The sequence below is a fragment of the Mixta gaviniae genome (assembly GCF_002953195.1).
In the GTDB taxonomy this organism is placed as follows: domain Bacteria; phylum Pseudomonadota; class Gammaproteobacteria; order Enterobacterales; family Enterobacteriaceae; genus Mixta; species Mixta gaviniae.
Genome location: NZ_CP026377.1, coordinates 3,733,023 through 3,751,192, shown reverse-complemented (window position 1 = coordinate 3,751,192; position 18,170 = coordinate 3,733,023). Strand labels below are relative to the sequence as shown.

15 protein-coding genes and 2 pseudogenes are annotated in these 18,170 nt (G+C 57.5%); 10 read left to right on the top strand and 7 right to left on the bottom strand.

The window, feature by feature from the left end; all coding sequences use genetic code 11:
- Positions 1-10 precede the first annotated feature (10 nt).
- Together C2E15_RS17555 and C2E15_RS17550 are read right to left on the bottom strand one after the other, a co-directional pair.
- Positions 11-799: an energy transducer TonB family protein gene (locus C2E15_RS17555; RefSeq protein WP_104958512.1), complete on the bottom strand. Its 789-nt coding sequence runs from the start codon at positions 797-799 to the stop codon at positions 11-13.
- 1 nt (position 800) lies between these two features.
- Positions 801-1,205: an ExbD/TolR family protein gene (locus C2E15_RS17550; protein WP_104958511.1), complete on the bottom strand. Its 405-nt coding sequence runs from the start codon at positions 1,203-1,205 to the stop codon at positions 801-803.
- 412 nt (positions 1,206-1,617) lie between these two features.
- Between C2E15_RS17550 and C2E15_RS17545 the strand changes: the two genes are divergently transcribed.
- The 4 genes from C2E15_RS17545 to C2E15_RS17530 all read left to right on the top strand — a co-directional run bounded on the left by C2E15_RS17545 (position 1,618) and on the right by C2E15_RS17530 (position 5,762).
- Entirely contained in the window at positions 1,618-1,992 is a 375-nt protein-coding gene (locus C2E15_RS17545) for a hypothetical protein (RefSeq protein ID WP_146108563.1), read from the top strand.
- Positions 1,950-2,567, top strand: coding sequence for a hypothetical protein (locus tag C2E15_RS17540; RefSeq protein ID WP_167391895.1), 618 nt, complete (start codon positions 1,950-1,952; stop codon positions 2,565-2,567). The genes C2E15_RS17545 and C2E15_RS17540 overlap by 43 nt, the downstream gene beginning before the upstream one ends.
- 420 nt (positions 2,568-2,987) lie before the next feature.
- Positions 2,988-4,451, top strand: a complete 1,464-nt coding sequence (locus tag C2E15_RS17535) for a sugar porter family MFS transporter (protein WP_281257549.1) — start codon at positions 2,988-2,990, stop codon at positions 4,449-4,451.
- A gap of 210 nt (positions 4,452-4,661) precedes the next feature.
- Positions 4,662-5,762: an NADH:flavin oxidoreductase/NADH oxidase gene (locus C2E15_RS17530; protein WP_104958507.1), complete on the top strand. Its 1,101-nt coding sequence runs from the start codon at positions 4,662-4,664 to the stop codon at positions 5,760-5,762.
- Between the two features lie 101 nt (positions 5,763-5,863).
- Here the strand turns inward: C2E15_RS17530 and C2E15_RS17525 are convergent, their stop codons facing one another.
- Together C2E15_RS17525 and C2E15_RS17520 are read right to left on the bottom strand one after the other, a co-directional pair.
- The gene (locus C2E15_RS17525) at positions 5,864-6,367 is read right to left on the bottom strand and encodes a PadR family transcriptional regulator (RefSeq protein WP_104958506.1); all 504 of its coding nucleotides are present in this window, start codon (positions 6,365-6,367) and stop codon (positions 5,864-5,866) included.
- A 62-nt stretch (positions 6,368-6,429) separates the two neighbouring features.
- Positions 6,430-7,218, bottom strand: a complete 789-nt coding sequence (locus tag C2E15_RS17520; RefSeq protein ID WP_104958505.1) for a siderophore-interacting protein — start codon at positions 7,216-7,218, stop codon at positions 6,430-6,432.
- Positions 7,219-7,426: 208 nt separating this feature from the next.
- On the opposite strand from C2E15_RS17520, the gene C2E15_RS17515 reads away from it, so the two are divergent.
- Together C2E15_RS17515 and C2E15_RS17510 are read left to right on the top strand one after the other, a co-directional pair.
- A complete protein-coding gene (locus tag C2E15_RS17515) occupies positions 7,427-7,867 on the top strand; it encodes a DUF2231 domain-containing protein (protein WP_104958504.1) in 441 nt (146 codons plus the stop codon).
- Positions 7,864-9,179, top strand: a pseudogene (locus C2E15_RS17510) (PQQ-dependent sugar dehydrogenase). The gene C2E15_RS17515 and the pseudogene C2E15_RS17510 overlap by 4 nt, the downstream one beginning before the upstream one ends.
- Before the next feature lie 36 nt (positions 9,180-9,215).
- Here C2E15_RS17510 and C2E15_RS17505 read toward each other — a convergent pair.
- Complete coding sequence (locus C2E15_RS17505) at positions 9,216-10,283, bottom strand: alkene reductase (RefSeq protein WP_104958503.1); 1,068 nt, start codon at positions 10,281-10,283, stop codon at positions 9,216-9,218.
- A gap of 611 nt (positions 10,284-10,894) precedes the next feature.
- Between C2E15_RS17505 and C2E15_RS17500 the strand changes: the two are divergent.
- Both C2E15_RS17500 and C2E15_RS17495 read left to right on the top strand, forming a co-directional pair.
- Positions 10,895-13,038: pseudogene (locus tag C2E15_RS17500) on the top strand (ornithine decarboxylase).
- 242 nt (positions 13,039-13,280) lie between these two features.
- Positions 13,281-14,018: a helix-turn-helix transcriptional regulator gene (locus C2E15_RS17495; RefSeq protein ID WP_104958502.1), complete on the top strand. Its 738-nt coding sequence runs from the start codon at positions 13,281-13,283 to the stop codon at positions 14,016-14,018.
- Here C2E15_RS17495 and C2E15_RS17490 read toward each other — a convergent pair.
- Positions 13,999-14,649, bottom strand: coding sequence for an acyl-homoserine-lactone synthase (locus C2E15_RS17490; RefSeq protein WP_104958501.1), 651 nt, complete (start codon positions 14,647-14,649; stop codon positions 13,999-14,001). The genes C2E15_RS17495 and C2E15_RS17490 overlap by 20 nt on opposite strands.
- A gap of 461 nt (positions 14,650-15,110) precedes the next feature.
- Positions 15,111-15,719, bottom strand: a complete 609-nt coding sequence (locus C2E15_RS17485; RefSeq protein ID WP_104958500.1) for a TetR/AcrR family transcriptional regulator — start codon at positions 15,717-15,719, stop codon at positions 15,111-15,113.
- 312 nt (positions 15,720-16,031) lie between these two features.
- On the opposite strand from C2E15_RS17485, the gene C2E15_RS17480 reads away from it, so the two are divergent.
- Both C2E15_RS17480 and C2E15_RS17475 read left to right on the top strand, forming a co-directional pair.
- Entirely contained in the window at positions 16,032-17,258 is a 1,227-nt protein-coding gene (locus C2E15_RS17480) for a Tm-1-like ATP-binding domain-containing protein (protein WP_104958499.1), read from the top strand.
- 2 nt (positions 17,259-17,260) lie between these two features.
- Positions 17,261-18,091, top strand: coding sequence for a phosphoenolpyruvate hydrolase family protein (locus C2E15_RS17475; RefSeq protein ID WP_104958498.1), 831 nt, complete (start codon positions 17,261-17,263; stop codon positions 18,089-18,091).
- Positions 18,092-18,170: the final 79 nt, after the last annotated feature.

The following is an 18,170-nucleotide window of genomic DNA, read 5'->3' as shown; positions in this document are numbered from 1 at the left end:
GTCCGGCTCATCACGGAGCCCGGTAATTAAAGGTGGCGGTAAAGCGTTTCCGTTGCTGGCCGGCAAAGGCCTCCGCAGGGAACGGTTTAAGCTGGGTAATGCTTTGCAGCGTGCTGGCGGCGGCGCGGTTCAGCAGCATGCTGCGCGCTTTAGCGCTGATGCCTGAAGCGGTGATCTGGCCGCTGCGATCGACCTCCAGCCAGACCTCGACGCTGCCTTCCGGGCGCTCAAGCGATGCCTGACGTCCGGTGGGATAGCGCTTGCGCTGCTCCAGATCGCGGCGCAACGCCTGCAAATAGCCGCTTTCCAGCGCGCCGGCGTTGGCCGGGGCGGGGCGATTGACGGCGGGCGCGGCGCGCGGCGCCGCCGGAGCGACAGATCGGGCAATGGGCTGCGTCGGTGTCGGTTCAGCGCGCGTTTTCGCTTTGGGCTGCGCCTGCGGCCTGGGTTTCGTCTGCGGTTTCGGTTTGGGCTGCGGTTCAGGCCTTGCTCTGGGAGCGGCTGCCGGTTTGGCGGCCTCGACCGGCGCAGGCGTCGGTACTGGCGGCGTCGGCTCCGGCAGCGGCTCCGGCGGCGGTTCAGGCTCAGGCAAGGGTTCTGAAACCGGCGGCGCGGCGGGCGTGGTTTCCGGCAGCGGCTCCGGCGCGGGCGGCTCCGCCAGCACCACTTCCAGGGTTGATTCATCGTAGCGCGGCTGCACTTTCAGCGCGGCCTGCTGGTTAATCCATAACATCCAGCCTGCCGCCGCCAGGGCGGGCAGCCAGCCCAGCAGATGACGAGAGCGATAGAGCAGATACATATTACTGTTTCCGCGTGGTGATAGAGACGGAGGTAAAGCCGCCCTGCCGCAGGTTGTCCATCACCGCCACCAGCCGGTCCACGGCGACGCTCTTGTCGCTGTTGAGGATAATGGTTAGCGTCTGTTCGCTCTGCTGCCGCTTCAGCGCCGGCACCAGCTGATCCAGCGCGACCGGCTGCCCATCCAGCTGCAGCTGGTCGTTCGTCGCCAGCGTGACGATCGCCTTCTTCTGCGGCTTCAGCTGCTGCGCGCTGGTCGCGCCCGGCAGCTGCGTTTTCAGCCCCTGCGCCGGAATAACGTTCAGGCTGATCAGCACAAAAAACACCAGCAGAAACATCATCACGTCAATCATCGGGATCAGTTCGATATGCGCTTTGTTTTTCTTCGGTTCGTTCCAGGTTCGCATGCAGCCTCCGCGTGAGAAAGCAGCCACTATAGGGAAGCTATGTTTATTTTTTGTTACGTTTGGACGACAGAATTTTCACAATGACAACCCTGCACGCGTTTCGAAATGGTCGGGAAAGAGGTTTTTTGCTTATGTAATGAGCCGGCGCGAGGGGCTGCAGTAAGGGGGAGGCGTATCGCGGGAAAAGTGCATAGCGGCGCGAAAAATAGCGCGGCGGGAGAGTTGTCTGCGCACGCTACGGGTGAGAAAGTGTACGCGCCCGGCAAACAAGGAGGCCATTTTGCATTCAGTTATCCTTAACCCTTACTCGCGCTATTATCCTAATTATCTGCTCTACTGGTATCTGCTGTTTCTTTTTCTCTTTTGGGGGCACCTTTATCCCTTTATCGGCCTGCTGCTGCTGTCACCAATAATGATGCCGCTCTATTTTTGGCTGAAGGATCGGGTCAGCAATGAAAAGCCGCTGCGCGGTTATCGCCTGCAGCTGTTAAACAGCATCAAGCCGGGCCATGCCGTTAGCGAAAGTATGCTGCATTTTTCGCTATTGCTGCTGGCGTTGATAGCGCTGTTAGGCAAGCTCACGCCGGGAAGCGATGCGACGCTATTTTTTATGCTGATAATTGTTTTTGCGCTGACTGCGATGACCGCGCTCTACTTTTATCTTTTTGATGCCGCCATGATGAAAGGGGATACGGGGGGCGCTATAAGGTGCTGTTTAGCTTTATCTTTCGCTGTTCATGGCTGGTGGTGTTTTTTATTAGCTATGTCATTGCGAAGAACGCCATGATGGAAGTGGCGGATATTACCTTTGAGGCGTCAGCCACTAAATTGACGGTCATCTCACTGGCCTGTATCTATTTTATTTTGTTTTATTTTTCTCTGGTGATGTGCGGCAGCGTATTTCTCACTTTTCTGGAGAAAAAGGAGACGGTGGCGAAACCCAGGCTTGACTATATTATTACCCTGCCTGCGTTACCCTTTATGTTGTTGATTGTTTCCTCATGGATGATATTTTACGTCGCGTTTAACGTAAATCTGCAGACCCTATTCAACTACGTAATGACCCGCACCGTGGCGCTGGATACCCGCAATACCTTTTCCTGCAACGATCGCTATCTGACGATAAAGGCGCTGCCCGGCGCGCGCTATTTAACGGTGGGTGAAAATGATTACCGTATTTTTGCCCCTTCAAAACAGCTCTACTCGACCTGGAGCCTGAAATGCGTTTCGACGCCGCCGGGCTATCGCTACTGGCCGGTGATGGATGCGGACGATGTGGTGAATGCACAGCTGCGGGAAAGGGTTAACATTTTTAATCAGGCGCTGGAGGCGGCGCGTCGGGCGACTAACAAAGAAGGCTAATCAATGCTCACCGGTCAGCAAACGCGGGCCAGCTGCGATGCACTCAGCCGTTGCGACGCGCCGGGCAGCTGCCATACATTCAGCCATTGCGATGCCTCTGAGCAGCCATGCACACCGCGCCGCGCCTGGGCGCCGCACCCTATCCGGTAGCCATTGCTGGTGCTGTTCGTCCATCCGCCTGTGTCGCGCGAATCCGCCGCTGTTTCTTCTCCTTCCGCGTTTCCCTCTCTTAGCGCACACTTTATCAGCGCACACTTCTTCGCTGTTTTAGCGGCGGCGTTGCGTCTGTAACCCCTTTCATTGTGACTTTCATCACGGAAACAGGCGCATTCGGCGAAGCCTGTCTAAACTTATCTTTACCATTCTGATGTTTAGCTGGAGAAACACCTTTTAAATCAATTACAAAAGCCTGAAAAAAACATTACAAAACCAATAACAGGGAGCAATATGGCCGACTATCCAACTGAACAACCTGCTGTCGCAGAGGCAGATACCGCCACCAGAGACACCGTCAGACAGCGCATCTTTATCGTGGTGCTGGTAGCGACCATGGGCGCGCTCGCCTTTGGTTACGACACCGGCATTATCTCCGGCTCGCTGCCCTTTATGTCCGCCGCGCCGTCGCAGGGCGGACTGGGACTGAACTCCTTCACCGAAGGGCTGGTCGCTTCGTCGCTGATTTTCGGCGCGGCGATCGGCTCCTTCCTGAGCGGCTTCTTCTCTGACCGCTTTGGCCGCCGCATGACGCTGCGCAGCCTGGCGCTGCTGTTTATCGCCGGCGCGCTGGGCACCGCCGTGGCGCCGAGCGTATCTACCATGATTGCGATGCGCTTCGTATTGGGGATCGCCGTCGGCGGCGGCTCCTCTACCGTGCCGGTGTTTATCGCCGAGATCGCCGGACCAAAGCGGCGCGCGCCGCTGGTGAGCCGCAACGAGCTGATGATCGTCAGCGGTCAGCTGATCGCCTATGTAGTCAGCACCATCATGAGCTACGCGCTGCACGATCCGCATATCTGGCGTTATATGCTGGCGCTGGCGATGGTGCCGGGCATCCTGCTGTTTATCGGCACCTTCTTTGTGCCGGCCTCGCCGCACTGGCTGGTGTCGGAAGGGCGCTTCACCGAAGCACTGAAGGTACTGAAAAAGCTGCGCGAGACGCCGCGCGAAGTGCGCAAAGAGATGGCGGAGATGCGCAAACAGGAGCGGCTGGCGCGTAAGGGGCCGTCGGTGAAGGAGCTGCTGAAAGAGCGTTGGGTCATGCGCGTGCTGTTGCTGGGCTGCGGGCTGGGCTTTGTCGCGCAGTTCACCGGGGTTAACGCCTTTATGTACTACACGCCGATCATCCTGAAAACCACCGGCATGGGCACGAATGCCTCTATCGCCGCCACTATCGGCAACGGGATCGTCTCGGTGCTGGCCACGCTGGTGGGCATCTGGGCGGTAAGCCGTTTCAGCCGTCGTCATATGCTGATGACCGGCCTGACCATCGTCATCCTGGCACAGATAGCGCTGGGCCTGACCCTGACCCTGCTGCCGCAGAACCTGACACAGAGCTATCTGGCACTGGCCTGCATTCTGGTATTCCTGTTCTTTATGCAGATGTGTATCTCGCCGGTTTACTGGCTGCTGATGTCAGAGCTGTTCCCGATGAAGATCCGCGGCGCGCTGGCGGGTTCCGCCGTCTGCTTCCAGTGGATCTGTAATGCCACGGTCGCCTTCGCGTTCCCGCTGCTGCTGAGCCTGATTGGTAACCAGACCTTCTTCCTGTTTGTGCTGCTGAATATCGGCTCCTTCGCGTTCGTTTACTTTATGCTGCCGGAAACGCGCGGCAAGAGCCTGGAGGAGATCGAAAATATGATGCGTAGCAAATACGGCGAAGTTTAAAAAACGCGGACGGGCTATTATCAGCCCGCTTCGGACCTGATAACCAGCGCACAGGCGCTGCGTCAGGCGACAAGATGCCGATGCGACCGGGGCAGCCAGAACCTCGTCGCACACGGCGGTATAACCGGCAGCGTTACGCTGCCGGTTATCGTTCAGGGCCGGTGCAGACCGGCTCTGCTCTATTCTTTCTTCCTGAACGAAGGGGTTAACATGTCAGGTTTATTTTCACCGTTCTCATTAAAAGATGTCACGCTGCGCAACCGCATCGCGGTGCCGCCAATGTGCCAGTACACCGCCACCGATGGCCTGAGCAACGAATGGCATCGCGTTCACTACAGCGGGCTGGCGCGCGGCGGCGCGGGTCTGGTGATTGTCGAAGCGACGGCGGTATCGCCGGAAGGGCGCATCACCCCAGGCTGCCTCGGTATCTGGAACGATGAACAGGCAGAAAAGCTGGCGCAGATCGCGCGTGATATCAAAGCTGCAGGCGCGGTGCCGGGTATTCAGATCGCTCACGCCGGCCGCAAAGCCAGCGCCAACCGTCCGTGGGAAGGCGATGACCATATCGCCGCAGACGACGGCCGCGGATGGGAAACCATCGCGCCTTCCGCCGTCGCCTTCGGCGCGAATCTGCCGCAGGTGCCGAAAGCGATGACGCTGGACGATATCGCCCGCGTTCGCGAAGATTTCGCCACCGCCGCCCGTCGCGCCCGCGACGCCGGCTTCGAATGGCTGGAGCTGCACTTTGCGCACGGCTACCTGGCGCAGAGCTTCTTCTCCGTGCAGGCCAACCAGCGCCAGGATCAGTACGGCGGCGATCTCGCCGGCCGCAGCCGCTTTATGCTGGAAACCCTGGACGCGGTGCGTCACGTCTGGCCGGAAAACCTGCCGCTGACCGCACGCTTTGGCGTGATCGAGTATGATGGCCGCGATGAGGAAACGCTGGAAGAGTCGATTGAAGTGACCCGTCAGATGCGCGCCAACGGCCTGGATCTGCTGAGCGTCAGCGTCGGCTTCTCCGCGCCGGACGCCAACATTCCGTGGGGCCCGGCATTCCTGGCGCCGATCGCCGAGCGCGTGCGTCGCGAAGCGCAGATCCCGGTAGCGTCCGCCTGGGGCATCGACGCGCCGGCCATCGCGAACCGCACCGTGGAAGAGCAGCAGCTCGACCTGGTGATGGTTGGCCGCGCGCACCTGGCGAACCCGCACTGGCCATACCAGGCCGCGCTGGCGCTGAAAGAAGAGAAGGCCGCCTGGGTGCTGCCTGCGCCTTACGCCCACTGGCTGGAGCGCTATCGCGTCAGCGAGTGATCGCCTTCAGGCCAGCTAATGGCGGGCCTGCCGCAACGCTTTCTTCACGGCCTCCTGTCGGAGGCCGTTTTTATTGCTGCGCGTTCATACCCTGAGCGCGGCTAGCTGCGCTCGATCTTTTTCGCCGCCTCGTCCAGCACGTCGACGATGGCATAGAGCGCCTGCTGTGAAAGCGCTTCGTCAGCCAGGCGGGTGTTTAGCGCCATCTTCATATTATGGATCGCGCGCTGTACCTCCGGCTTGCTGCGGTTGTTGGCCAGCACCGCCAGCGACGCCAGCCGCGCCATCACCGCTTCCAGCTGCGGCTGCTGCTGCGCCAGATAGGCTTCGCCTTCGGCAGTGATCAGGTGATTTTTCTTGCCGTCTGTTTCCGCCGCCTGGATATAGCCCATCTCCTCCATCAGCGTCAGGTTTGGGTAAACCAGACTCGGGCTTGGCGTGTATTCGCCGCGTGATAGCTCCTCGATCGCTTTAATGATCTCGTAGCCGTGCGCCGGGCGCTGTGCCAGCACGGTTAAAATCAGCAGGCGCACCTCGGTGGCGTCCAGCAGGCGCTCTTTGCGCTTTCTCTGAGCGAAAAAGGCGGGGCCGTTTATCTCTTTCATCAGGTAGGTCACCTTAAACAGTGGGCAGAACGTCCGGCCGCGCCGCAGCCGGATATCGGCGTTTACTTACTGTGCCAGTAGGCGACGCCGCGCAGGTAGCTGTCGTTAATCTGACGCTGTGCCGTCAGGTCATCAAGCAGCGTTTTTACCCGACTCCCTTCGCCGGTGATCCAGAGGAAATAGCCTTGCTGCGGGATCGGCAGTCGCGCCAGCGCGGCGCGCGCGATAGCGGTATCGCCCGCCGGCAGGAAGTGACAGGTGACGCCCTCCAGCGACGGCAGATAGGCTTTGCTCTGCGCCTCATCCGCCATAATCATCAGATGCACCTCCGCGCTGACCTGCGCCGCGCGCAGCTCCGCCAGGCGACGGCCCAGCGCCGGCAGGCCGGTTTCATCACACAGGTAGAGCTGGAAGGGATAGTCGGTCGGCATGCAGAAAGAGCCGCGCGGCCCGCCGATCACCAGCGGGTCGTTGACCTGCGCCCGCTCCGCCCAGTCGCTCGCCACGCCGCCCGGATGGATAAAGAAATCGAGGGTTAATGTATTGGCCGCCGCGTCATACGCCAGCGGGGTGTAGTCGCGCGAGGTCGGGCGTTTGCCCTCCGGCCAGGTGATGCCCTGTTCACCGACTTCCGGCAGGCGCAGCTCGCCGCTGGCGTCGTCGGGGAAAAAGAGTTTGATATGGTCGTCAAAGCTGTGGGAGGTGAAGCCCTGTAGGTCATCGCCGGTCAGGACGATGCGGTAGAAGCTGCCGATGCGCATTTTGCTCTGTACGCGCAGCTGACGCAGCCGCAGCGCATTTTTCTTCCGGGTGGGCAGCGGCCAGTTGGCGGCGGTGATCTCTGCACTCATAGGGGGATCTCTCATCTGAAGTGAAAGTAGAAACATATCCAAGATATATCTTAACCTCAAGATCCTTTTGTGCGCCTTCAGGAAGGATTTGACTATTTTTGCCGGTTTAGTGCGCGAAAATCTTTAGGTTTACTAATCTTTTTCAGGTTAGCGATACGGCAGCAAGCGCGTTGCTGCCGGTCATTTTTGTTACTTCAGGAGCCCGCCGATGAACCCCCATGCGACCAGACGCAACTCTGCGCTTGCTGTGGCGCTGTATGAATTGCTTAATCCGATCCCGCTCGGCTTTTTCGCCGCCGCCTGGATTTTTGACATTATTTACCTGAACAGCCACAACCCGATGTGGACCAAAAGCGCCAGTTGGCTGATCGCTTTCGGCCTGATTATCGCCATTATCCCGCGGCTGATTAATCTGGTGCAGGTGTGGGTTGGTGTCTCCTGGCCGCAAACCTCGCCGGTGAAACTCCATTTTTGGGCCAACCTGCTGGCGATCGTGCTGGCGATCTTCAATGCCTTTGTACACAGCCGCGATGCGTATGCGGTGGCGCCTGCCGGCGTTATCCTCTCAACGTTGGTGGTGGCGCTGCTGTGCCTGGCCAATATTCAGCTGGCCCTGCGCCTGCGTAGCGCTGAAGGAGTCGCGCGATGAAAAAATCGATCTTATTGTTGGCGATCGCTTCCGCGCTGCTGCTGAGCGGCTGCGATGAAAAGGCTTCCGTCGACGCTGAGCAGCAGATGGGGCCGGATCCGGTGCTGCCGAAGGCACAGGACTTTTTAATGCCGCCGATGCAGGTGCCGAAAGGCGTCAGCTGGAAGCAGGGCGAGATGCCGAAAGTCGCCAGCGGCCTGCGCATCGCGAAGGTGGCGGACGGCTTTATGCATCCGCGCCAGGTGTATGTGCTGCCCAATAACGATGTGCTGGTGGTAGAGGCCAACAGCCCCGGCGCCGAGCCGATCACCATGCCGAAGCAGCTGGTGATGGGGTTGGTGCAGAAATCCTCCGGCAAGGGGGTAAAGGGGGTAACCGCATTACCCTGCTGCGTAATCCCAGCGGCGACGGCGTTACCTGGGAGAAACATATTTTCCTTGAGAACCTGCATTCGCCGTTTGGCGTGCAGCTGGTAGGCGATACGCTCTACGTCGCCAACGCCGACAGCATCATGCGTTACCGCTATGAAACCGGCGCGACGCGTATTACCGATCCCGGCACCGAGCTGACCGACCTGCCGGGCGGCATTAACCACCACTGGACCAAATCGCTGCTGGCCAGCCCCGATGGCCGTAAGCTCTACGTCGGCGTCGGCTCCAACAGCAATATCGTCGAAAACGGCTTTGAGGCGGAATACCGGCGCGCCGCGGTGCTGGAAGTGGATGTCGCCACCGGCGGCAGCCGTATCTATGCCAGCGGCCTGCGCAACCCGACCGGCCTGCAGTGGGAGCCGCAAACCGGCAAGCTCTGGGCCATCGTTAACGAACGCGATGAGATTGGCGCCGATCTGGTGCCGGATTACCTGACATCGGTGCAGGAAGGGGGCTTCTACGGCTGGCCCTACAGCTATTTCGGCCAGCATATCGACCATCGCGTGATGCCGCAGAAGCCTGAGCTGGTGGCGAAAGCGATCAAGCCTGATTATGCGCTCAGTTCGCACGTGGCGCCGCTGGGGCTGATGTTCTATACCGGCAGCAGCCTGCCGGAGAAATATCGCGGCGGCGCCTTTATCAGCGAACACGGCAGCTGGGACAGAACGCCGCTGAACGGCTATCGCGTCTCGTTCGTCGCCTTTAAGGATGGTCGGCCGGTCGGCAAGCCGGAGCCGGTCGTGACCGGTTTTTTAACCGACGATCAGAAAGAGGTCCGTGGTCTGCCGGTTGGGCTGGCGATGGATAAGCAGGGCGGGGTGTTGATTGCGGATGATGCGGGTAACACCGTCTGGCGCGTGACTGCCGCCGGATCGCCGTAGCGCAATGACGGCGCGCCAGCGGCGCGCCGGAAACCCTTACTCCGTCAGGAACGGATAGTCGGTGTAGCCGCGCTCGTAAGGCGGCTCCATGCGATAGATGGTCTCATTATCCAGCGCGTTAAGCGGCGCCTGCCGTTTGAAACGCTCCACCAGGTCCGGGTTGGCGATAAACAGCTTGCCAAAGCTCACTGCGTCCGCCCGGCCTTCTTCAATCAGCTTCTCCGCCTCTTCACGCGTAATGCCTTCGTTGGCGATAAACGCGCCGCTGAATTTTTCCCGCACCAGCGGCCCGATCGGCTCCGCCTGGGTCAGCGCCTCGCGGGCGAAAATAAACGCCAGATTGCGCGCGCCGAGCTGCTCCGCCACATAGCCGAACAGCGCCGGCGGGTTGGAATCGGACATTGAGTAGGCGTTGGACATCAGATTCAGATGAACGCCGACGCGATCCGCCGACCAGACGGTCAGCACCGCGTCAACCACTTCCAGCAGGAAGCGGCTGCGGTTTTCAATCGGGCCACCGTAGCGGTCGCTGCGTTTGTTGGAGCCGTCATGCAGGAACTGGTCAATCAGGTAGCCGTTGGCAGCATGGATCTCGACGCCATCGAAGCCCGCCTGACGCGCGTTTTCCGCCGCGCGTCGGAAATCTTCCACAATAGCGGGGATTTCATCGGTCTCCAGCGCGCGCGGCGTCACGTAAGGACGCTGCGGACGAACCAGGGTGACATGGCCTTCCGGCGCGATGGCGCTGGGCGCGACCGGCAGATCGCCGTCGAGATGGATCGGATCGGAAACGCGGCCGACATGCCAGAGCTGCAGCACAATTTTGCCGTCCGCCTGATGTACCGCGTCGGTAATTTTACGCCAGCCCGCGACCTGTTCTTCGCTCCAGATGCCCGGCGTGCTGGGATAGCCGACGCCCTGGGGCGATACCGAGGTCGCTTCGGTGAGGATCAGGCCGGCGCTGGCGCGCTGTACATAGTGCTTTAGCATTACCTCATTCGGCGTGCGCGCTTCGATCGCGCGCATACGCGTCAGCGGCGCCATCACGATACGGTTTTTTAATGCCAGTGCGCCGATGTTTACCGGCTGGTACAAGCTTGCCATAGTTACCTCATCCATTCATTAGGGGTCGGACTGCAGAACAGGCATCATGCGCAGTGGCGATAAAGGCGTCAATCGGCGGCAGCGCCACGAGCATTGGCACAGCATGGAGTGTTAAAGGAGAGGGGTGATTCGAATGCATAAAAATTGCTTTAATCAGGGTAAATAAACGTTTTTTAATTTTGTTTTCTTTGTTGTGGAGGTTTTCTGGATTTTTTGAGTGAATTTTTATTCACTTTTTATGGTTGTTATCACCGATGAATAGTGACATCATGAGCGCCACTTTTATCGCCCCTGGCATGATTCGCGAGGTTATCGCTATGTTCGGATCGTTACCGGCCCTGCGCCACGGTCGCCGTCATTGCCGATGGTCGCCGCCTGGGCGTGCTTTCATCTCTCTGCCGATCGCCTTGCCGCCCGTTATGCGGTGAGGCTAGCCCACGCCCGCTGTTGGACATGCGTAAAAACAGAGACGTTCTGGTTTTACTGATGTCTATCGGTTGCCGCTGAACCCCGTTCTGCTTCGCATCCTCTTGACACCTTTCGCCGGGAAGCTGATTCCCATTGCCGTGCCTTGCGCACCCACTCATCCTTGACGCCTGGGGATTTGTGTTATGAAACCACTGAAAATAGCCGCCAGCGCCGCGCTGGCGCCAGCCCTGACCGTCGGACGTGAAGTTGTGGCGCTCGACGCCACCGATTTTACGGATGTGGCGGCGGTTGTCGTCTCGGTCGCGGAGGCGCGCAGCGGCGTGTTGGGGCTGCTGCGCCACACCGGCTTCGACTTCCCGGTTTTCCTTGCGATCGCGCAGCCTGGCGAGGAGCAGGGGCTGCCGCCCGTAACCGGCCTGCTGGACGGCAGTGCTGAATCTCTGGCGCGGCTGGCGCAGGCGGCGGAAGCGTATGAGTCCGCGCTGCTGCCGCCCTTTTTCGATACCCTGACCAAATATGTCGCGATGAATAACAGCACCTTCGCCTGTCCGGGGCATCAGGGCGGCGCGTTTTTCAAAAAGCATCCGGCGGGGCGACAGTTTTGGGACTTCTACGGCGAAAACCTGTTCCGCTCCGATATGTGCAATGCCGATGTCAGGCTGGGCGATCTGCTGATCCACGAAGGTTCGGCGAAGGATGCGCAGAAGTTCGCCGCCAAAGTATTCAATGCCGATAAAACCTACTTTGTGCTGAACGGCACCTCCAGCGCCAATAAAGTCGTGGCCAACGCGCTGCTGACGCGCGGCGATCTGGTGCTGTTCGATCGCAATAACCATAAATCCAACCATCACGGCGCGCTGATCCAGGCGGGGGCGACACCGGTTTATCTGGAAGCGGCGCGCAACCCCTTTGGCTTTATCGGCGGCATTGACGCCCACTGTTTCGATGAGGCCTATCTGCGCGAGCAGCTGCGCGCCGTGGCGCCGGAACGCGCCGATGAAGCGCGGCCGTTTCGCCTGGCGATTATCCAGCTGGGTACCTACGACGGCACCGTCTATAACGCCCGGCAGGTGATCGACCGTATCGGCTCTCTCTGCGATTACATTCTGTTTGATTCCGCCTGGGTGGGCTACGAGCAGTTTATCCCGATGATGGAGGCCTGTTCGCCGCTGCTGCTGGAGCTAAATGAAAACGATCCGGGTATCTTTGTTACCCAGTCGGTGCATAAGCAGCAGGCCGGCTTTTCGCAAACCTCGCAGATCCATAAAAAGGATAACCATATTCGCGGGCAGAAACGCTTCTGCAGCCATAAGCGGCTGAATAACGCCTTTATGCTGCACGCTTCGACCAGCCCGTTTTACCCGCTGTTCGCGGCGCTGGATGTCAACGCCAAAATGCATCAGGGCGAGGCGGGGCGGCGGCTGTGGCATGAGTGCGTGACCCTCGGCATCGAGGCGCGCAAAGCGATTCTGGCGCAGTGCCGGCTGATTCGGCCATTCGTGCCGGAGAGCGTCGACGGCGCGCCGTGGCAGGCGGCACCGACTGCCGCTATTGCGCAGGATGCGCGCTATTTCAGCTTTGCGCCGCAGGCGCGGTGGCATGGCTTCAGCGGCTACGCCGAAGATCAATATCTTATCGATCCCTGCAAGCTGTTGCTGACTACCCCGGTATCGACGCCGCCAGCGGCGAATACAGCGCGTTTGGCGTGCCGGCGGCAATCCTCGCCAACTTTCTGCGTGAAAACGGCATCGTGCCGGAAAAAAGCGATTTGAATTCGATTCTGTTTCTGCTGACGCCGGCGGAGAGCGCCGCGAAAATGGCGCAGCTGGTGGCGATGCTGGTGCAGTTCGAGCAGCATATCGCGGCGGATTCGCCGATGAGCGAGGTTTTGCCGGTATTGTACAGCAAGCATGAGGCGCGCTATCGCGGTTACGGCCTGCGCCGCCTGTGCCAGGAGATGCACGATCTTTACGTCAGCTACGGCGTGAAGGATTTGCAGAAAGCGATGTTCCGTCAGGCGAGCCTGCCGGCGGTAAAGATGAATCCGCAGGATGCCAATCAGGCTTTTATTCGCGGTAATGTCGAGCTGGTGCCTGTGGCGCAGGCGGAAGGGCGTATCGCTGCGGAAGGCGCGCTGCCTTATCCGCCGGGCGTGCTGTGCGTGGTGCCGGGAGAAGTCTGGGGTGGTGCGGCGCAGCGTTACTTCCTTGCGCTGGAGGAGGGGCTCAATCTGTTGCCTGGTTTTTCGCCGGAGCTGCAGGGCGTTTATAGCGAAACGGATGAGCGGGGAGTAAAACGGTTATATGGATATATCATTACAGACTGAGGGTTTATCTTGACCTCATAGCGTTAACTGTATGATAATTTTTAGATAAATTTTCCCTGGTGTTGGCCAAATGGCAACCTGATCTCAAATGGTCAGGTTTTTTTTTGCTTAAAATTTAATCTTTGTCTTTTACTTTCATACACTTTACGATGTACCAAACGAGGTTGTAAGTTAGACTTAGGTATAGGGCCCTGCATTTGCGGGTAGATTAGGGAAGATACAACGTTATTTTGAGGTTAAGGATGTCACTATTTTTCACAGAAAATCAGGCGATCATCGACACCGCTCAGCATTATTTTGACCGAAAATTACAGCAGTTCGGTGATTTAAAATACGCCTATATGGTGTTAAACAAAAAAAATCCCGCCGACATGGTGATTATTTCCAACTATCCCTCAGAGTGGGTGGATATCTATAAAGAAAATAATTTTCAACAAATCGATCCGGTTGTTATCGCTTCCTTTACGCGTATTGCGCCTTTCTCATGGGATGAGAATATTACGATTAACACCGAGCTTAATTTTTCTAAAATATTTAACCTGTCAAAGAATTATAAAATTGTAAACGGACATACGTTTATTTTGCACGATTATTACAATAACCTCGCGCTGCTCTCAATTCTGATGAATGAAAATGGCGTCAATGAGACCGAGGCGATTGTTAAAGAGCATGAAGATAAGCTGCAGATGCTGCTGATAAAAGTGCATGACAAGATTATCTCGCTTTACCGTGAGCTGGACAGCAGCACCGCTGCTAAAAAGCAGTTAAGCAAAGATATTTTCTCGCCGCGTGAAAATGAGATCCTTTACTGGGCGAGCGTGGGTAAAACCTATCAGGAAATAGCGCTCATCCTGGGCATCAAAGTCAGCACGGTGAAATTTCACATCGGCAACGTGGTTAAAAAGCTGGGCGTGATGAACGCGAAACATGCCATCAGGATGGGCGTTGAGCTGCAGCTGATTAAACCGGCTGCTGGCTAGGCTGAAAATTCAGCGGCCACTCCGCTAACTCTTTGTCAATAAAAAGCTTATCCGGGTTGGCTTTTTCAATCAGCGTGTCGCGGCTTTGATCGTCGACGGGAAGGAAAACAATATAGATTTTCTCTTTTTTCTCAGAAAGCGTTTGTTCGACCACAGAGATTTGCCAGCCGGAACGTTTCAGAATGCGCAGCATCGCATGGCTGACCAACGTATATATTCCCTCATAGCCGTAATGGCGCGCATAATTCACCATGGCCAGGAACAGCATATTACTGATGGGATATTGATAGAGATCGGTGCTGCGCGCGCGATCTTTATCGACGAAAAAGCGGCTTGACTCAATATAGTTGCCCTGCGGCAGTTCGACTTTATCAAACCATGGCGAAAAGGTATGGCTGATCATATTTGGATAGCGGGTTTCGATAAATCTTACGCTGCATAATACGTTATCGTTATGGATGCCAAAAACGTAGGTGGTATGCTCATTATCATACTCATCGAATTCCATGCCGTCGATGCAGTTAACAGCCCAGTCCAGACGATCCTTAAAGGTTTCCTTTCTCAGGATAAAGAGTTCACTTGACCTCTGTTCTGATAATTTTTGGTAGTTGATATCAAGAAAATTTATCATGCTGGCTCCATTTCGATGATGTTGTTTTGCATCTGAATTACAAAACCCGCTCCGGAACGCTATAACTATTCCGGTAAAATCCTGCCCCGATTTTCGCTTTTTCCGGCGCGCTTGTACAGCGGACAAAAGAATATGTGTCAAGCAGGGAAAAGCGCGACCGTAATGGCTTGCTGACGGAGAGGAGAGGGGGCGCTTCTTTTATCGCGCGGAAAAACAAGTTGGCGTGATGAGCGGCAGGCTGCGCTGCACGAGGGCGAAGCATCGGGCGGGGGCCGCGCGCTATCAGCGCGCCGGGGGGAAGCGGGGTTACGGCATCTCAACGGAGGGTAAGAGGCTGTCGCGCGCTATCAGCGCGCCGAAAAGACGCCGCGCGCACCTTTTCGCGCTGTAAGACGTTACTGCGCTATCAGTGAAAGGGAAGCTGATAGCGCTTCATCAGCGTGCCGGGCCGGCGCGGGCGCTCAGCTTTCTGACTGCGCATCCTCACGCGCCTGGCGTACGATCGCTTTGGCTATCCAGCGGGCGACATCCTGCAGCGCATCATCATCGCAACCCCAGATATCCTTCATTACCAGAAAGATCTCAGAGCCGTAAACCAGCGACAGCGCGTACATCACCTTTTGCAGCAGGTCGGGCGGCAGCTCGGCGCGCAGCGGCTCGACCACGCGCTGCAGAGTCTGCTTGCGGTTGCCGCGCACCAGCTTCTCTTTGATCACCGGCAGATCGGTGGAGCGCGACTGCGCCCACTGCGTCAGCGAAAGGTGCAGAGCCGCGCGCAGCGTGCCTTCGTGCTGCAGCATACGCGGGAACGCGAACGCCAGCAGTTCGTCGATGCGATCGCTAACATCCGGCTGCGTCGGCTGGAAGTTTTTCATAGGGCTGAGCGTTTCGGTGACGATGGCCGAAACAAGGGCGCTTTGGGTGGGGAAATAGCGATATGCCGTGGCGCGCGATAGCTGGGCGGCCTGAGCCACTTCGGTAATCGAAGGAAAACTGCCGCTATCGAACATTTTCATTGCCGTTTCAATTAATAGCCGGCGCGTACGGGCGCGCGTGGACGTCATCGGCATGCCTGCCTGGGTGTCCCTTTCTATCACTTTAACCTCTTGTTTTCTCTGTTTCGGACAGATTGCCCGCTTGGTCGCTTAGCACTGTCGGCACTATATCAGAACTGACGATTTTCACAGCGAACAATTCGCTCTGGTTAATCATCAGTTTTTTCTCAATATTACTGAGACGCGCATTTCATTCACTTGATTTATCAATCATGTCAGTGATACTGTTGTCTCGGACGCGCGGCTTCCTTCCCGCCAGCAAAAAGCATTTTGGTTTTTATTTCAGTTTTATCAAGTCTTTAATGACTATTATAACAGGAACGTTTAATGAAAACGAAAGAAGAAACCGGTTACATCTATGTGGCTGCAACGGCGGATACTAAAGGAAGGGAACTCTATTACGTTCGTGATTTGATAAGCAAAACTGGTCTTCAAGTAAAGACAGTTGACCTTTCAACACAATCACTTAGCCGCGTTTCCACGGCGGACGTCAAACCTGAAGAGGTCGCCGCGTTTCATCCGCAGGGCATCGAGGCGGTGTTCTGCAACGACCGTGGCCCGGCTATCGCCGCCATGAGTCTCGCTTTCCAGAATTTTCTCAAATCTCGTCACGACGTCGCCGCCATCCTCGGGCTGGGCGGATCGGGCGGCACCGCGATGGTGACCCCTGCAATGCAGGCGTTGCCGGTCGGCGTGCCGAAACTGATGGTCTCCACCATGGCATCCGGCGATATCTCCGGCTATATCGGTGCCAGCGATATCAGCATGCTCTATTCGGTGACCGACGTGGCGGGGCTTAACCGCATCTCGCGTAAGGTGCTGGGCAACGCCGCCCATCAGATTGCCGGCGCGGTGCTGTTTCAGCCAGAAGAGAACGCCGATGATAAGCCGGCGCTGGGGCTGACGATGTTTGGCGTTACGACGTCCTGCATTCAGGCGGTAAGCCAGCAGCTGGAAAGCGCGTTCGATTGTCTGGTTTTCCATGCTACCGGCAGCGGCGGCATGGCGATGGAGAAACTGGCGGAGAGTGGCATGCTGGCTGGCGTGCTGGATCTCACCACGACGGAAGTCTGCGATCTGCTGGCCGGCGGCGTACTGGCCTGCGGCGATACCCGCTTCGATGCGATCGCCCACGCGCAGATCCCTTATGTTGTTTCCTGCGGCGCGCTGGATATGGTCAATTTCGGCCATCCGTCGAGCGTGCCGGAAAAATATGCGGACCGGCTGTTCTATTACCACAATGCTCAGGTCACGCTCATGCGCACCACACCAGGGGAAAACCGCGAAATAGCGAAGTGGATCGCCGCCAAGCTAAATCGTTGCGAAGGAGAGGTACGGTTTCTGATCCCAGAAGGTGGATTTTCCGCCATCGACGCGCCGGGCATGCCATTCTGGTCGCCCGAAGCGAATGAGGCATTTATCGCCACGCTGGAAGCAGAGCTGATACCGACCGAAAAAAGAAAAATAATTAAATTACCTTATAACATTAATGATCCAGAATTTGCTGACGCTGCAGTTCAGGCGTTTCGTACTATCAACACCAGGGAGTTCTAATCATGCCTGCGTTTAATCGACAGGAGTTGCTGGAGAAATTCCGCGCCATGATCGCCCGCCGTGAGCCGATTATCGGCGGCGGTGCCGGCACCGGTCTCTCCGCGAAATGCGAAGAAGCGGGCGGTATCGATCTGATCGTTATTTATAACTCAGGCCGCTATCGCATGGCGGGGCGCGGTTCGCTTGCCGGGCTGCTGGCCTACGGCAACGCCAATGAGATCGTGGTGGATATGGCGAAAGAGGTGCTGCCGGTGGTGAAAAAGACCCCGGTGCTGGCCGGCGTCAACGGCACCGATCCTTTCTGCCATTTCGATAAGTTTCTCGACGATCTGAAGGCGCTGGGTTTTTCCGGCGTGCAAAACTTTCCTACCGTCGGCCTGATCGATGGCAACTTCCGCGCTAATCTGGAAGAGACCGGCATGGGCTATGGGCTGGAAGTGGAGATGATCCGTCTGGCGCACCAGAAAGATATGCTGACCACGCCTTACGTCTTCAGCGCGGAAGATGCGGCAGCGATGACCGAAGCGGGCGCGGATATTATCGTGCCGCATATGGGCTTAACCACCGGCGGCAATATCGGCGCGGAGACCGCGCTGAAGCTGGAAGACTGCGTGCCGTTGATCAACGCCTGGGCGCAGGCGGCGAAGGCAGTGCGCGAAGATGTGATCGTGCTGTGCCACGGCGGGCCGATCGCCACGCCGGAAGATGCGCAGTACATTATGGATAACTGTCCGCAGTGCGACGGTTTCTACGGCGCCAGCTCAATGGAGCGGCTGCCGACGGAAACCGCGTTAACCAATACAACGAAGCAGTTTAAAACTATTCAGCGTTAATTTTTAGCGCCAACACCAGGGTCCTCTCTGCCACAGCCGCGTTATCCGCCCGCCGGATTGCGCGGCTGTTTCTTTTCCG

Coding starts and splice junctions, on each gene's coding strand:
- C2E15_RS17555 (WP_104958512.1), bottom strand. CDS start 799: ATGTATCTGCTCTATCGCTCTCGTCATCTGCTGGGCTGGCTGCCCGCC.
- C2E15_RS17550 (WP_104958511.1), bottom strand. CDS start 1,205: ATGCGAACCTGGAACGAACCGAAGAAAAACAAAGCGCATATCGAACTG.
- C2E15_RS17545 (WP_146108563.1), top strand. CDS start 1,618: ATGATGCCGCTCTATTTTTGGCTGAAGGATCGGGTCAGCAATGAAAAG.
- C2E15_RS17530 (WP_104958507.1), top strand. CDS start 4,662: ATGTCAGGTTTATTTTCACCGTTCTCATTAAAAGATGTCACGCTGCGC.
- C2E15_RS17525 (WP_104958506.1), bottom strand. CDS start 6,367: ATGAAAGAGATAAACGGCCCCGCCTTTTTCGCTCAGAGAAAGCGCAAA.
- C2E15_RS17520 (WP_104958505.1), bottom strand. CDS start 7,218: ATGAGTGCAGAGATCACCGCCGCCAACTGGCCGCTGCCCACCCGGAAG.
- C2E15_RS17515 (WP_104958504.1), top strand. CDS start 7,427: ATGAACCCCCATGCGACCAGACGCAACTCTGCGCTTGCTGTGGCGCTG.
- C2E15_RS17505 (WP_104958503.1), bottom strand. CDS start 10,283: ATGGCAAGCTTGTACCAGCCGGTAAACATCGGCGCACTGGCATTAAAA.
- C2E15_RS17495 (WP_104958502.1), top strand. CDS start 13,281: ATGTCACTATTTTTCACAGAAAATCAGGCGATCATCGACACCGCTCAG.
- C2E15_RS17490 (WP_104958501.1), bottom strand. CDS start 14,649: ATGATAAATTTTCTTGATATCAACTACCAAAAATTATCAGAACAGAGG.
- C2E15_RS17485 (WP_104958500.1), bottom strand. CDS start 15,719: ATGCCGATGACGTCCACGCGCGCCCGTACGCGCCGGCTATTAATTGAA.
- C2E15_RS17480 (WP_104958499.1), top strand. CDS start 16,032: ATGAAAACGAAAGAAGAAACCGGTTACATCTATGTGGCTGCAACGGCG.
- C2E15_RS17475 (WP_104958498.1), top strand. CDS start 17,261: ATGCCTGCGTTTAATCGACAGGAGTTGCTGGAGAAATTCCGCGCCATG.